The sequence below is a fragment of the Chryseobacterium sp. CS3K3.1 genome (genome assembly GCF_059515165.1).
Genome location: NZ_JCAKRV010000013.1, coordinates 104,620 through 118,745, shown reverse-complemented (window position 1 = coordinate 118,745; position 14,126 = coordinate 104,620). Strand labels below are relative to the sequence as shown.

At 38.7% G+C, this 14,126-nt stretch carries 17 protein-coding genes; 1 reads left to right on the top strand and 16 read right to left on the bottom strand.

Going from position 1 to position 14,126, the window contains the following annotated elements; translation table 11 throughout:
• Nucleotides 1–32 precede the first annotated feature (32 nt).
• The 12 genes from AC5YGI_RS13920 to AC5YGI_RS13865 form a co-directional block, all read right to left on the bottom strand.
• Complete coding sequence (locus AC5YGI_RS13920; protein ID WP_330746353.1) at nucleotides 33–782, bottom strand: SDR family oxidoreductase; 750 nt, start codon at nucleotides 780–782, stop codon at nucleotides 33–35.
• An 8-nt stretch (nucleotides 783–790) separates the two neighbouring features.
• Nucleotides 791–1,588 carry an SDR family NAD(P)-dependent oxidoreductase gene (locus AC5YGI_RS13915; RefSeq protein ID WP_330746352.1) on the bottom strand — a complete coding sequence of 266 codons (798 nt, stop codon included), beginning with the start codon at nucleotides 1,586–1,588 and terminating at the stop codon, nucleotides 791–793.
• Nucleotides 1,589–1,592: 4 nt separating this feature from the next.
• A complete protein-coding gene (locus AC5YGI_RS13910; RefSeq protein WP_330746351.1) occupies nucleotides 1,593–2,093 on the bottom strand; it encodes a CinA family protein in 501 nt (166 codons plus the stop codon).
• Between the two features lie 40 nt (nucleotides 2,094–2,133).
• Complete coding sequence (locus AC5YGI_RS13905) at nucleotides 2,134–3,312, bottom strand: zinc-dependent alcohol dehydrogenase (RefSeq protein WP_330746350.1); 1,179 nt, start codon at nucleotides 3,310–3,312, stop codon at nucleotides 2,134–2,136.
• 49 nt (nucleotides 3,313–3,361) lie between these two features.
• On the bottom strand, nucleotides 3,362–5,500 hold the full coding sequence (locus AC5YGI_RS13900) for a catalase (protein WP_330746349.1): 2,139 nt from the start codon (nucleotides 5,498–5,500) through the stop codon (nucleotides 3,362–3,364).
• A 59-nt stretch (nucleotides 5,501–5,559) separates the two neighbouring features.
• Nucleotides 5,560–5,937, bottom strand: coding sequence for a hypothetical protein (locus AC5YGI_RS13895; RefSeq protein ID WP_330746348.1), 378 nt, complete (start codon nucleotides 5,935–5,937; stop codon nucleotides 5,560–5,562).
• Nucleotides 5,938–5,951: 14 nt separating this feature from the next.
• Nucleotides 5,952–6,269 (bottom strand): hypothetical protein, encoded by a 318-nt coding sequence (locus AC5YGI_RS13890; protein ID WP_446105894.1) that lies wholly within the window; start codon nucleotides 6,267–6,269, stop codon nucleotides 5,952–5,954.
• 47 nt (nucleotides 6,270–6,316) lie between these two features.
• Nucleotides 6,317–6,904: a ferritin-like domain-containing protein gene (locus AC5YGI_RS13885; RefSeq protein WP_110008858.1), complete on the bottom strand. Its 588-nt coding sequence runs from the start codon at nucleotides 6,902–6,904 to the stop codon at nucleotides 6,317–6,319.
• 72 nt (nucleotides 6,905–6,976) lie between these two features.
• A complete protein-coding gene (locus AC5YGI_RS13880) occupies nucleotides 6,977–7,777 on the bottom strand; it encodes a KGG domain-containing protein (RefSeq protein WP_330746346.1) in 801 nt (266 codons plus the stop codon).
• A 463-nt stretch (nucleotides 7,778–8,240) separates the two neighbouring features.
• Nucleotides 8,241–8,837 carry a Crp/Fnr family transcriptional regulator gene (locus tag AC5YGI_RS13875; protein WP_330746345.1) on the bottom strand — a complete coding sequence of 199 codons (597 nt, stop codon included), beginning with the start codon at nucleotides 8,835–8,837 and terminating at the stop codon, nucleotides 8,241–8,243.
• A gap of 319 nt (nucleotides 8,838–9,156) precedes the next feature.
• A complete protein-coding gene (locus AC5YGI_RS13870) occupies nucleotides 9,157–9,390 on the bottom strand; it encodes a hypothetical protein (RefSeq protein WP_446105896.1) in 234 nt (77 codons plus the stop codon).
• Nucleotides 9,391–9,476: 86 nt separating this feature from the next.
• Nucleotides 9,477–10,361 (bottom strand): DMT family transporter, encoded by an 885-nt coding sequence (locus AC5YGI_RS13865; protein WP_496168680.1) that lies wholly within the window; start codon nucleotides 10,359–10,361, stop codon nucleotides 9,477–9,479.
• A 97-nt stretch (nucleotides 10,362–10,458) separates the two neighbouring features.
• Between AC5YGI_RS13865 and AC5YGI_RS13860 the strand changes: the two genes are divergently transcribed.
• Complete coding sequence (locus AC5YGI_RS13860; RefSeq protein ID WP_496168679.1) at nucleotides 10,459–11,880, top strand: aminotransferase-like domain-containing protein; 1,422 nt, start codon at nucleotides 10,459–10,461, stop codon at nucleotides 11,878–11,880.
• Between the two features lie 137 nt (nucleotides 11,881–12,017).
• On the opposite strand, the gene AC5YGI_RS13855 is transcribed toward AC5YGI_RS13860, so the two are convergent.
• From AC5YGI_RS13855 to AC5YGI_RS13840, 4 genes are read right to left on the bottom strand one after another with little or no spacing between them, the layout of a single operon-like run.
• Nucleotides 12,018–12,614: a Crp/Fnr family transcriptional regulator gene (locus AC5YGI_RS13855; protein ID WP_110008853.1), complete on the bottom strand. Its 597-nt coding sequence runs from the start codon at nucleotides 12,612–12,614 to the stop codon at nucleotides 12,018–12,020.
• On the bottom strand, nucleotides 12,611–12,991 hold the full coding sequence (gene ytxJ / locus AC5YGI_RS13850) for a bacillithiol system redox-active protein YtxJ (RefSeq protein ID WP_496168678.1): 381 nt from the start codon (nucleotides 12,989–12,991) through the stop codon (nucleotides 12,611–12,613). Before ytxJ ends, AC5YGI_RS13855 begins: the two co-directional genes overlap by 4 nt.
• Nucleotides 12,988–13,446, bottom strand: a complete 459-nt coding sequence (locus AC5YGI_RS13845; protein WP_496168692.1) for a DUF1569 domain-containing protein — start codon at nucleotides 13,444–13,446, stop codon at nucleotides 12,988–12,990. Before AC5YGI_RS13845 ends, ytxJ begins: the two co-directional genes overlap by 4 nt.
• The gene (locus AC5YGI_RS13840; RefSeq protein WP_330746342.1) at nucleotides 13,443–13,979 is read right to left on the bottom strand and encodes a YfiT family bacillithiol transferase; all 537 of its coding nucleotides are present in this window, start codon (nucleotides 13,977–13,979) and stop codon (nucleotides 13,443–13,445) included. The genes AC5YGI_RS13845 and AC5YGI_RS13840 overlap by 4 nt, the downstream gene beginning before the upstream one ends.
• Nucleotides 13,980–14,126: the final 147 nt, after the last annotated feature.

Sequence of the window (14,126 nt, the reverse complement as noted above, 5' to 3'; positions counted from 1 at the left end):
TAAATATTTTGATGTTTATACTTTTATATACTTTATCCGTTTACTATCAGTCCTCCATTGGGGTGCAGTACCTGGCCCGTAATCTGTGACGCGTCATCACCTGCCAGAAACAGGAAACTGAAAGCGATTTCTTCAGGAGTCGCATTTCTCTCCAAAGGAGGTTTATTGGGATTTTCTTTCTTTTCATCAAAAGTTTCTTCGGTAAGCGGTGTAGCCACAGGTCCCGGGGCAACGGCATTAATCCTGATTCCTTTGGGTTTTGCCTGCAGTGCAAGAGAACGGGTGAAGGAAACAATAGCGCCTTTTGTTGCAGAATAATCAAGAAGTTCAGGATGTCCCTGATACGCGGAAACGGAAGTGGTATTGATAACGCAGCTTCCCTCTTTTAAATAGGGAAATACTACTTTTGTTAACAAAATCATTCCGACAATATTGGAATCAAAGGTTTGCCTGATGTTTTTCTCTTCAAGCTGCTCAATACTTTCCGCAGGAAACTGAATTCCGGCATTATTAATGAGAATATCAATTTTTCCGAATACCGAGATCACTTCTTTTACCGTTTCTTCACAAAAATCATAATCATTGATATCTCCTTTGAAAATGATACATTTTCTATTCAGATTCTCAATTTCCGCTTTTGTTCTTCCTGCATCGTTGTCACTGGAATGATAAATAATGGCAATATCTGCACCTTCCAGAGCAAAAAGAAGGGCTACAGCCTTTCCTATTCCGCTGTCTGCACCGGTAATCAAAACTGTTTTATTGTCTAATTTTCCTATCATAAGTCTTTTTATTCTTCTGTTGAAGGTTTCTGCATTTCTGCCATTCTATGAGCCGCCATACTGTCACTGGCTATATTCGCCATTGCTACAGAAAGTTTATTTTTTAGACCGGATATTATTTTATCATCACCATTCATCAGAGCATGATAACCATCAGCAGCCACTTCTTCCGGAGATGCCAGGTTATCTGGGTCTTCAAGTATTTTGCTTCTGTTCATATCCGCTTTATTAAAGAAATCGGTATCGGTAGGTCCCGGTAAAAGAGCCGTCACTGTAATTCCGGAATCTTTCAGCTCTTCACGGATGGCCTCAGACCATGATAATACAAATGCTTTAGTACCGTGATATACCGAATGCCACGGGCCGGGAGCTTTGCTGGCTACAGATGCCAGATTTAAAATCTTTCCTGACCCCTCGGGCAGCCGGTCCTTTAAAAACAGTTTGGTCAATATGATGACTGAAATGATATTTAACTGAACAATGTCTACTTCCCTGTGGATATCCGTATCCTGAAATTTCCCGTACACTCCCTGCCCGGCATCATTCACCAGTATTTCAGGGCTTATTCCATTCATTTTTAATTCGGAATAAAGAGAATAAACTTCTTCCTGCAAGAATAAATTTTTGGAGATGCTGATCACATTCACTCCGTAATTTTTGAATTCATCGGCTTTTCTTTTCAGCTCTTCATGATCTCTGGCCACAATAACAAGGTCATAACCTTCTTTTGCAAACAGTTTTGCCAGTTCGTAGCCTATACCGCTGGTGGCACCTGTAATGAGTGCATATTGATTTTTGCGTTCCATAGATTTATTTTAAGATTAAAAGCCTGTTGAGTTCACTTTTAAAACATCCCAAAATAAATTCGGTGTAATATAGCTGGGCATTCAGGGCTTGAGTTTTAGGATGTAATTCCAGTTTTTTAGTCAGGATGATCTCACCTTTGTAAGAAAATGAGAAATAGGCAAAAATTTTATACCCGGAATTACGGATTGGTGTACAGTAACCGGTGGTGGCAATAGACCAGTCGGACTCGTAAAGCCTTGCTACATTTAAAGCCATCGTCTCTGCAATATTTTCTGAAACGCAATCACATTCTTCGGCCTCCTGCCTGTTAACTTTCAGTAATTTTACTTTTTCTGACAAAGAATAGGCTGTCATTCCTCCTTTGTAGAACATGGTAGCATTTGGCATCTGTGAAAAAGCCAGCTGCAAACACCCTGAAGTAACACTTTCTGCAATTGAAATGGTTTCATCCGTGGTCATCAGTGACTGACTTATATATTCGAGAAGATTTTTTTGAAAATCCATACTATTAAATTTTGAGTAATTGGTTTATCGTTTATTTTAATTAAAAGCCTGCGAGCTTCCAGGGGTCAAGAACGACCTTTACACATCCGTCTTCTTTTTTATCAAAAATTTCGTATCCTTTGCTTACTTCATCAAGAGATAAACGATGGGTAATAACATCATCAAGGGTGATTTTTCCGGTCACCACATAATCCATGAGCTTGTCTATAATAGGATGAACATTGCACTGTCCTGCTTTAAGTGTAATTCCCTTGTCAAAAATTTGTCCAAGTCTGAAATTGTCATAATTAACGGGATAAACTCCCAGAACAGAAACAATGCCACCTCTGCGTACCGCGCTCATGCATGCTTCCAGCACTTTGATAGAACCTTTTTCAAAGTTTAAAACAGCTTTGGCCCGGTCGATAAAGCTTCTTTCCGGTTCAAATCCTACGGCCTCAATACAAAGATCTGCACCCCGCCCGTCTGTCATATCCCTGATCTGTTCAATAGTGCTTTCAGCATCTTCCCACAAAATGGTTTCGCATCCTGTAAGCATTTTGATTCTGTCTAATCTGTATTGAAGGGTATCAATTACAATAACTTTCCTGGCGTTATGAAGAACAGCACTTTTTGTGGCCATTGTCCCTACGGGGCCTGCTCCAAAAACAGCAACAGTTTCTCCTCCTTTAAGCTCTCCCCACATCACTCCTGTGTAGCCTGTTGGGAAAATATCAGTAAGAAATAAAACCTGTTCATCACTAAGGCTTTCCGGAACTTTTCTGGGCCCAAAATTCGCATAGGGAACTCTTACATATTGGGCCTGGCCACCGTCATATCCTCCATACAGGTCGGTATATCCGAAAAGGGCACCGCCTTTTTCTTTGAAAATACCTCCTTCCGGACCGTAATAATCGGGATTACTATGTTCACATGCAGTGGGAAGATCATGCTGACAGAAGAAACAGCTTCCACAAGCAATGGGAAAAGGAACTACTACCCTGTCGCCTGCTTTCAGGTGACTGATGTTTTTCCCGGTCTCTTCTACTATACCCATAAATTCGTGTCCCATTACCATAGGCCTGGCCTGCGGAATTCCTCCTGAATACATATGGAGATCACTGCCACAAATCGCTGTGGAGGTTACTCTCAGTATAATATCATTTTCATCCAGAATTCTGGGATCTTCTACGGTATCACAGGTAATGTTACCTGGTGAATGAAAAACGGCTGCTTTCATAATGTAAATATTTAAAGTGATTGGTGTTGGTGTGAAGGGTGTTTTATGATTACGCGTTTCTCTCCTTTTCAAGATCCCAGACTCTGTGTTGGGCAATTGCCTGGATGAATTTATCTGCCGGATCTCCGTCTTCCCATGTAATGATTCCGGGATCCTCATGTTGTTTAGCGGCTACATTGGAATTGTGGTAAAGCACCTCCGTATCTTTTCCAAAGTAAATTGCTTTACAGTGTTTATAAGCTTCATTGATGAAATGCAGAACCAGATGTTTGTTTTCAGCAATCATCAGCTCTTTTACGGAATCTTCTCCCGGGCAGATCGCAAGGGCATCAAAACAGACACTTGCCGTACTGCTAAGAGAATGTTTGGGAGTCAGTTCTGAACCGTCATTCAGTTTCACGGGAGCAACACTTGTTGCAATCAGTTCAACTCTGGCACCTTCTGCTTCAAGCTTTGCTTTAAGATCATTAACAGCTCCACCATCAGCACCGTTAGCCAGAATAAAGCCAATTTTACGGCTCTTAATTGTATTTTTTACCGTATTCTTCATACTTAAAGCATCGGATATCTTTGTATGAGGTTCTCTTTCTTCGCTTTGAAGTTCTATCATATTACTGTCCGCCGGCAGACTTTGATTGGGCCATTCCAGTTTTTTAACTTCCACTCCTAATTTTTCTGCTACCTTCCAGGCAAGATCTGTATCAATATAGGCAAGCTGTCCTACCAGTCTTTCCCTGATCTCAGGATGGGTTACTTTTGATAATTCAAAGATCAATGCATTCTGAAGGTGTGTTTTCTCCGGTGCAGACTGGCTGTTATAGAATAATTTTGCCTGTGAATAATGATCCACAAAACTTTTACTTCTTTCTCTGATCTTCACTCCGGAAACCCTTTCCTGCTGGGAGGTAAAGCCGCCTTCAGACATCATCGCCTGGAAAGGACATCCGCCGCCTATAGAATTCGGTTCATAGCTGCTTTTTCCTTTAACGATCTGCTGCCTCATATGACCATCTCTTTGGTTGTTATGAACCGTGTTGATAGATCTGTTGATCGGTATTTCATGGAAATTGGGAGATCCCAGTCTTGAAAGCTGAGTATCGGTATATGAAAATAATCTTCCCTGCAGCAGCGGATCATTGGTGAAATCTATTCCTGGAATGATATGTCCCGGATGGAATGCAATCTGCTCGGTTTCTGCAAAGAAATTATCAGGATTTCTGTTAAGTGTTAACGTTCCGAAGAGCTGTACAGGAACTTCTTCTTCAGGAACTATTTTCGTAGGGTCTAGCAGATCGAAATCAAATTTGTGCTCATCCTCTTCAGGAATAAGTTGCACCCCGAAATCCCATTCAGGATAATCCCCGTTTTCTATGGCTTCCCAAAGATCCCGCTTATGGAAATCAGAATCTACTCCGGAAATCATCTGAGCTTCGTTCCAGGCTACGGAATGAACGCCTAATCTGGGTTTAAAATGGAATTTTACAAAATGTACTTTTCCTGCCTCGTTGATAAATTTAAAAGAGTGTACACCAAAGCCTTCCATCATTCTCAGGCTTCGCGGAATCGCTCTGTCGCTCATCAGCCACATGATCATGTGCATACTTTCGGGCATCAGTGAAATAAAATCCCAGAATGTATCATGGGCGGATGCAGCCTGTGGAATTTCATTATCCGGCTCCGGTTTTACAGCGTGTACAAGATCAGGAAACTTGATAGCATCCTGGATAAAGAATACCGGCATATTATTGGCAACCAGGTCATAATTTCCTTCTTCCGTATAAAATTTTACGGCAAAACCACGGACATCTCTCGCAAGATCGGTACTTCCTTTACTCCCTGCGACAGTTGAAAACCGTACAAAAACAGGTGTTTCTTTTCCCAGTTCTGTTAAAAACTTCGCTTTAGTGTATTCTGCAAGGCTTTTAGTAAGCTTAAAAACGCCGTGTGCACCGGAGCCTCTGGCGTGAACTACCCTTTCAGGAATTCTCTCATGATCAAAATGGGTGATTTTTTCACGCAGAATAAAGTCTTCCAGCAATGAGGGGCCACGTTCTCCGGCTTTTAAAGAATCCTGATTGTTATTGATCTTTAAACCCTGATTGGTGGTCAGTTTTTCATTTTCATTGGAAGTACTGTGTACATCCAGCTGTTCTGCTTTTTTGTTGTGTTCGTTGGTGTTCATATTCATAATCTTTTTGTAGTTGGTGTATTTTCTTTCAAAAGCAGTTCAATAATGGGGCGCTGCAATTAATCTGTCTTATTTCCCAGAATTTCAAGAAGCCTGTTGATATATTCTTCCTCCTTCAGAACTTTATAATAAGCTGTTTTGGCATATAAAGTGAAGGCAGGAGACTCATATCGTATTTCAGCATCCAGATCTGTGGTTTTCGTTGTGTTATTAGAATGAAACTCACGGATATTGAGGATATATTCTTCCATATAATTGTCTATCACTCCTTTCAGAACTTCACAGGTAGCATTATTTTTAATCTTTTCTAAAGACTTAATCAGAAAAGCCGTAACTCCGTAAGAATTCATAATAGACGGAAATAAAGACTCATTCTCTATTGCATTATTTTTGTCATTCAGGCCGGAATGTTGTAAAGTGTCGTTTTCAAATGTCATAGGTAAGAATGGTATTAGTTATTAGAAGCTTCCAGGTATTTTTCAAAATAATGAAGGTCATTTTTATCTTTTATGGATAAATGAAACATGATCTGTTCGGGTTCTTTTAATCCGATACTGCCGAAGCAGTCGAAGTGAGCAATTAGTGCCTGGATATTTTCTATATCAATATCTTTCAGAATAATAAATAAAAGGAAAATATTTTCTTTGATCTCTTTTGCATAGATGGCTGCTCCATCTTCAAAACACTTTCCTGTATGTGATATTTTTATAAAATCTTTGTGTTTCAGTGTTTTTATTATTTTCTGACAGTCCATATATTTTGATTTCATGATTAAAATAAGCCATATAGAACAAGCTACATGGCTTATTACATAGTTTAGTCTTCCTGTTCTGCATCAAAGTTGATGGATGTTTCTGCAATATCTGTAAGATAAGAATCGGTGTCTTCTTCTTCCTGAAGTGTTCTTTCAAGCAGATCAGCAGCCTTATCATGTCCCATAGTTATGGCAAGCTGGGCCAGTCCGCCATAAGTGGCAATTTCATAATGTTCTACTTTCTGTGCTGCAATAATAAGGGCTACATCTCTTGTTGCGGTGCCGTCTTCTGTAGCTTTGATAACTTCTTCGCCTTCTTCAATAATTCCTTTAATCGCCTTACATTCTTTCTTTTCAGGCTTTTCATCAATGAGTTTGAAAACTTTTTCCAAACGCTTAACATGTTTTTGGGTCTGAAGGTGATGGTCTTCAAAAGCATCTTTCAATTCTTCAGCAGTAGCTGCTTCCTGCATTTTTTCCAATGCATCCAGAATAGCATTTTCAGCAAAATAAATGTCCTTCAGGGCACTTACAAAGAACTTGTGAAGGGGTGAATTTTTCATTTCATCCTCGTTGACAGTTGCCTTGTCTGCCGTACCTTTTTTGGTGGCAGAAACTGCCGTATTGGTTTCTAATATCTTATTGGGCATGGTGTGAATGGTGTTTGTTATTAAAGGATTACCTCTTTATATATGGCTAAAGAGGCAATCCTGGAAAAAGAATTATGAATTACGTCTGCCTCCGAATCCGGAACGACCTGAAGATCTTCCGCCTCCGTGGGAAGCCTGGCCTCCCATTCTGGCTATTCTTGTACGCTCAGATTTACTCATTGCAGCAAATCCTCTTCTTGAACTTCCTGAATTTGAGTTGGAGTTCGAGCCTCCTCTTCCTGAGCTGTTACTGTTGTTTCCTGATCTGGATGAACCTCCTCTTCCTGAATTGGAACCTGAGCCTGAAGATCTGCCTCCTCCATGAGAAGCCTGGCCTCCCATTCTGGCTATTCTTGTACGCTCAGCTTTACTCATGGAAGCAAAACCTCTTCTTGAAGTACCATCTCCTGATGATGACCTGCCTCTGCCTCCTGATCTGGAGCCGGAACCAGAACTTGAACGTCCGCGGGAACCACCACCGGAGTTTCCTCCACGAGAACCGCCTCTACCGGAAGTAAATCTTCCCTGGCTGTCTCTCTGCTGGTTACCGTTTCCACCTCTGGAACCACCTCTTCCTCCTCTACGGCCTCTCTGATCATCATCGTCATCGTCCTCTTCGTCATCATAATCATCGTCTTCATCATCATAATCATCGTCGTATTCATCATAATCATCTTCATCGTAATCATCATCGTAATCGTCATTTTCATCATCAAAATAATTTTCATATTCTGAAAAATCATCGTCATAATCTTCATCTCTGGTTGCATCGTTGAAACCATGATCATATCCTAACTGGTATACTTCTTCAAGGTTTTCTGATGAATGTGACTGTCCTCTTGAACTGCGGTTTCTTGAATTTCTAGTGTTCATAACTGAATTTTTTTATTAATATTTAGTGATGTGTATTGCAGCCCGTGACTAGTATTAGACGGCAACAGTTGGATGTCGGTAATTTTAAAATGATAATAAAAGCAAATGCTTTTTACGTTCCTTTTTTACTAAGGTTTAGGAATTGGATTGAAAATTTATATTTCAAATGTACGTCAGAATAATTCACTTTTTTATGACCTGGATCATGTTAATGCGGATTAATACAAATTTTTTCAGTCTTTTATGATAATTTTGCCAGATTTTTTCATCTTTTCCGGAGTCCGGAATACATTTTCCATATGCATATCCGTAAGATTGATAATCTGTTGTCCTGCCAATTCAATGTGGAAACATTTTTAGACAGTACAACAGACTTTCATCAATATTCATACAGTTTATCATTTTCATATCTTTATAAAGATTTAAATGAAAAAAATCACAAAATTTCTATGTCAAATGAATGTTAATATAAAATTTTACGATTTTCAATTCTTAGGATCTTATCCCTTTCCATATGTTTGATGGTTCTTATTGCGGTTTCTACACACAAACCTGTAAGACTTGCCATCTGTTGCCTCGTTAAGGGAATCAGAAATGAATAAGGACGTGCATCTTTCTGGAAACTTTTCAGATAATCCATCAGCCCTCTGAGTCGTATCGAAGGATTTTGCGATGAAAGATTCTGCATCATGATGAATTTATAGTAAAGACGTTCGGAGAGAAAACTGCTGACCTCCATGTATAATGCGGGGTTTTGGTTCAGCAGATTGAAAAAAATGGTTTTATGAAGTCTTAAAATCGTACATTCTGTAATCGCTTCGGCATTCATAGGATAAGGTTTCTCTATAAAAAGAATAGATTCTCCACAGCTCTCTCCGTCGGATAAAATATTCTGAATAAATTCTTTTCCTTCCTCATTATAATTATTGAGTTTTACTTCTCCGTTAATAATCTGATAATAATAATTGGGTATATCCCCCTCGCAGAATATCACTTCTGAAGGGCTATAGTGTCTCGTTTCTGCTCCCGCTGAAATCAAAATGTTTTCGTCGATAACCATAATAGTTGTTTTTTGGTGTTGTTTTCTTCTTCTCCTCTTCTTAATCTTAGTAAAAATATATTGGTAATCGATAGTTAATGAATGCAAAAAGCGCACCTTAATGATTGTTTTGAAAGTTAAAAAAAGTTAAAAATATTGATAATTTTAATTAATTTTTTTATTTATTAGTTAAGTATTATCACTAAAAACACAATTAAATTGATTTTTTGATACCACATATTTAGAACTTAAATTCATAAAATTGTAGAAATACAAAAACAATAAAACCCATTTTCACTTAATGAAAACGGGTTTTTCAAAGTAATAACAGAAAAAAATGCTATTTCTTTGGATTTTTATTTTTATAGGTTCCTGTCGTATCTGTAAGTTTTTTTGAGGAAACCGTATCACTTTGTATTGTATCGGAAGGGATTGGGTTTACAGAGGAAACAGAATCCGTCCTGATGGTATCAGCTATAACAGTATCTGTTGTAACATTGGTTTCTGTTTTGGATTCTTTTTTACAGCTCAGGACCATAAGTCCTATAAGCAGGCTTGACATAATAAACTTCATAATGCTCTATTTTGTGGTGATGAATCAAAGGTAGACTATTATGAAGTTGTCTTCTTATGACTTAAGTCATAATGCTTTATATTTAATTATTTCGCAAATTTTTTAGTTCCTGCAACACATAAGATGACGCCCACGGTCACCCCCAGCATTCCCAAACTCACCTGCTCATGAAGAAGCCAGGCAGCGAGTGCCAAGCCAAAGAAAGGCTGAAGCAGCTGCAGCTGTCCAACAGTAGCAATTCCGCCTTGTGCCAATCCTTTATACCAGAATATAAATCCAAGAAACATGCTGAAAAGCGAAATATAAGCCATTCCAAACCATCCCTGAAAACTAACATTTTCAATATCATCAGGAAAATAAATAAAAAATAAAGGAATCATAACAGGCAGTGCCAATACCAAAGCCCAGGAAATTACCTGCCATCCGCCTAATGTTTTAGATAGCTTAGCGCCTTCAGCATACCCCATTCCGCATAAAATAACGGCAAGCAGCATCAGAATATCGCCAACGGGTGATGCTGATATTCCTTGCGAGACAGCATAGCCAATCACCAAAAGACTTCCTGTAATAGAGAAAAACCAAAATACAGGATGGGGTTTTTCGCCACCACGCATCACTCCAAATACAGCCGTTGCCAAAGGCAGCATTCCCAGAAAAACAATAGAATGGGCTGAAGTAAGATATTGAAGTGCCAATGCAGAAAGAAGCGGAAAACCTACCACACAGCCCAGGGAAACCAACAATAATGGAATTAAATCTTTTTTAACAGGCCGTTTTTCTTTACCCAGCCATAATACGATAAGCGCAAGAATTCCTGCAACAGCTGCACGAACAATTGTTACAAAAATGGGGCTCATTTCCATTACGGCTAACTTAGTGGCCGGCAATCCTCCACTAAATAATACAACTCCTATAAAGCCATTGATCCAGCCATTTATATTTTCATCTTTTGAAAGTTGTTTTGTCAACATTGTATTCAAGCTTTTTAATTGATGTTCAAAATTAGAAAGGATAATTCGATAAACACAGTATCAGTTTTGTATATTTGCATGAGCACAGTTTAACAATATGAGTAAAGAATTTTTATATACAGAAATTGCAAACGGCATTGCAGGACAGATCAGAAATGGTATTCTAAAGGCCGGAGACAAGCTTCCTTCGGTGAGAATGCTATGCCAGGAGCATCAGGTAAGCATGAATACAGCCAAGCGTGTGTTTCTGGAACTGGAATCCCAGTCTTTGGTAGAATCCAAACCGCAGTCCGGTTATTTTGTAAGCCAGCTGCTCTCCGCAAAGCTCCCTTTGCCGGAAGTAAGCCGTCCGTCATTAATCGCCAATAATGATGAACCGGATGAGCTGATCAGTAAAGTATATGAAAATATGGGTAAAAAGGATCTTACCTTCTTCTCTATCGGAATTCCTTCAGGAGATCTTTTGCCTCAGGCTAAACTAAAAAAAGAAATTGTGAATGCCACCAGGGAATTAAAAGACGGTGGTACCGAATACGAGGAACTTCAGGGAAATCTGAAATTAAGAAGAATGATTGCAGTACGTTCCTTACAATGGGGAGGCAATCTTAGCGAAAATGATCTCATTACCACCAATGGCGGAATGAATGCCCTTTCTTTCTGTTTGATGGCCCTGGGAAAACCAGGAGATACCGTCGCGATCGAAAGTCCCTGCTATCCCGGAATTCTTCAGCTGGCCAACGGGTTGGGATTAAAGGTACTGGAACTTCCTACCCATCCTACTACCGGAATAGAAATTGAGGCTTTAAAAAAATTAATTCCCAAAATAGATCTGTGCTTGTTGATTCCCAATTTTAATTCACCGTTGGGAAGCTGCATGCCTGATGAAAATAAAAAAGAAATTGTAAAAATACTTTCTGAAAATAATATTCCGTTGATAGAAGATGATGTGTATGGAGACCTTTATTTTGGTTCCAGCCGTCCGAAATGCTGTAAATCTTTTGATAAAGACGGAAATGTCCTGTATTGCAGCTCTATTTCAAAAACTCTGGCCCCCGGTTACCGTGTAGGTTGGATTGCTCCCGGGAAATATAAAGACAAAATCATGAAGCTGAAGCTTCTGCACTCTACCTCTTCTATTTCCATTGTGAATGAAGCGGTGGCTAATTTCCTGAAATCCGGAAAATATGAAAAACATCTTCAGCAGCTGCGCAGAACATTACAGATCAATTATCAGAATTATGTTCAGACCATTGCAGAATCTTTTCCGGAAGGTACGAAAACCAGCCGTCCACAGGGAGGCTTGTCTTTATGGATAGAATTTGATAAAAATATCCGTACAACAGAATTATATGATCTGGCCATCAAACAAAACATAAGTATCGCTCCCGGAAGAATGTTTACTTTTCAGCAGCAGTTTGAAAATTGTATGAGACTCTGCATAGGACTTCCATGGTCGGAAAATACACAGACCAAACTCAGACAGGTTGGACAGCTTGCCAAAAAGATTGATTTGAGGTAAGGAAGATAGAGGCTGGAAGATGGAAGGCATTATAGTCTTAAGAATAGCTTATCTCAATTCTTAGTAATAAGGGTGTTTAAAGTTCTTTTGTGTTGACCAGAACCTTCAAGCTTCCCTCTCCCATCTTCCAGCTTTTTTTATTTATTATCCGGGATGAAATTTTTTCTTGCCAGTTCTTTTCTAACGCGGCTCAGACTCTCAGGAGTAATTCCCAGATAAGATGCAATCATCCATTGCGGAACTCTCAGCAGTAAATCCGGATACATTTTGATGAATTTCATATACCTTTCTTCTGCAGTCTCTCCCAGTAAAGAGTTGATTCTGTTCTGAAGACTTCTGATATGTTTCTGAAGGAGAAAATCACTTCTTTCGATGCTGTTCGGAAATTGTTCTACCAGTTTGTTGAAGAAATCAGGATGGAGAAATAAAACTTCAGAATCCTCCACGGCTTCTATATAATAAATAGACTTTTCATTGAAATAAAGACTGCTTCGGTCAGAAATCAGCCAGCTCTCCGGAGCAAACTGGATAATATGTTCTTTACCGTTTTTATCAATGGAATACATTTTTAAAAGTCCTTTTTCTACGAAGAATATATGACGGCATATTTCGCCATACTGCAGAAGAAACTGGTTTTTAGGAATTTTCTTTACTTCATAATGTAGGCTGCAGGTATTCACATTCTGAAGCGGAACATTTAAAACTTTGGCTAAATAATTATTTATATTCTTCATGATACAATCTGGCTTAAAGAAATATCCTGGTGTGAAGCACTGTTAACAGGTTTTCCGTTTTCTATGACAATCAACTGCGGGCTTTCATGTCTGATCTCAAAATCTGCTGCTATTTTGTTGGAAACAGGTCTGTGAGCCAATAAATCCAGATAATATACATGTACCTGCTGCTCTGAATTCTCCACTTCTTTTTCAAAATTTTTCAGAACAGTTCTGCTGATAAAACAGCTTGTAGAATGTTTGAATATCGCTATTTTATTCTCAAAGGAGTCTTCTATAGCTTTTGTAAGATCTTCTTCAGATTCTATCTTTTTCCAGAATGTTTTTTGCTCAGGGTTTTCACTTTTCCCACCGAATATTTTATCAAAAAAACTCATACATTAAATTGTTTTAGATGGTGATCAAAATGTTTGAATTCTAAAAATGTCCAGTCTTTTTCAGTCATGTTTCCGAATAGTCTGTGGTGATCCGGCAAATTGCTCTTTTCACAGGCTTCCCGGAATTCTTTCAGCGTTTTCAGCAGATTGGCTTTTGATTCATCAAAATCACATTCAAAATTAACGATTAGTTTTTGAAAAGTAGGCATGTTTCTCGGAATTCCATTATTGAAAACATACATTTCTATTTTAGTAAAAATCCCTATTGCCCCAAAAAAGACATTGATGCGGGGAAGTTCAACATTTTTTAAAGCAACCTGAAGAACCAGATCACAGTGCTTTAGCATTTGGCACACGTTCATTTTACCCCATCTTCCGATAGAGTTTTCAGATAACAAGGAAATTCTATTTACAATTTCTTCGTAATATACAGGATTATCCAGGCATTTCCTCACCAACCTTTTTCTTTCTTCAGGTTTTCAATATGAGCAAAATGGTGATTACAATGCCACACGTACAAAGCAAGGCTCTCTCTTAAATTATAATTCTTATTATGCTCGGGATGATGAAAAGTCCTTTCAAACTGTTTATTGGTAAGGCTTTTAAGAAGAATAACCCATCTTTGATGTGTTCCTTTCAGCATTCTCATTGCCGGTTTTACGGGCATATGAAAACTGTCCTGCAGCTCTGCCCATTTCGCTTCATCATACGGTTTTATGGTAGGATTATCTTCTGTAAGGGCCAGTTTAAAACGGATAAAACTGTTTATATGGCTGTCTGAAAGGTGGTTTACAAGCTGTCTTACCGTCCAGCCTCCTTCTCTGTAAGGTGTATCCAGTTGATCATCTGTAAAATGTTCGATGAGATTCTTTAGCCGGCCGGGAAAGTCTTTAATGACTTTGATATAAGTATCCAATGTGATATCACAGATGTTTTCTGGCACTTCAAACGGTCCTATGGGGAACTTTTTTTTCTCTAAATCACTCATTACTCAGGTTTTAATTTTTATGATTGCCGATTTGCACTATCATTATTTATCAGGATAATTTACGAATATCAGCTTGTGCGAATTTATCAAAAATTCAAGAATATAAAGTGAATAAAGCATTAATTATACCGATAATGGTCTTTGTGG